The sequence below is a fragment of the Microbacterium sp. KHB019 genome (assembly GCF_037285405.1).
GTDB lineage: Bacteria > Actinomycetota > Actinomycetes > Actinomycetales > Microbacteriaceae > Microbacterium.
Window position 1 is genome coordinate 1 of sequence record NZ_JBBDHF010000009.1, and the last position, 348, is coordinate 348.

At 51.1% G+C, this 348-nt stretch carries 1 rRNA gene; it reads left to right on the top strand.

Annotated features, from left to right (window positions below):
- Positions 1-228: 228 nt before the first annotated feature.
- Positions 229-348, top strand: a 16S ribosomal RNA gene (locus KHB019_RS15090); the annotation flags it as partial.

Here is a 348-nt window from a genome sequence, read left to right on the forward strand (position 1 = left end):
GATGACTGGGTCGTGGGTGCGTCCGATCCTTGAGAACTCAACAGCGTGCACTTGTCAAATGCCAAATAACCTCGACTCCAGCCTTTGGTTGGGGTGAGATTCCTTTGGATCAAAGACCAGCCCCTTTGGGGGTTGGCATTCGGATGAAGTCAGCAATGATGTCATCTCTTTGGTCAGTTTCAAACTCGCAGCGTGATGCCTTATTCCGGCGTTCGTTGTTTTTTGTTTTTTACGGAGAGTTTGATCCTGGCTCAGGATGAACGCTGGCGGCGTGCTTAACACATGCAAGTCGAACGATGATGCCCAGCTTGCTGGGTGGATTAGTGGCGAACGGGTGAGTAACACGTG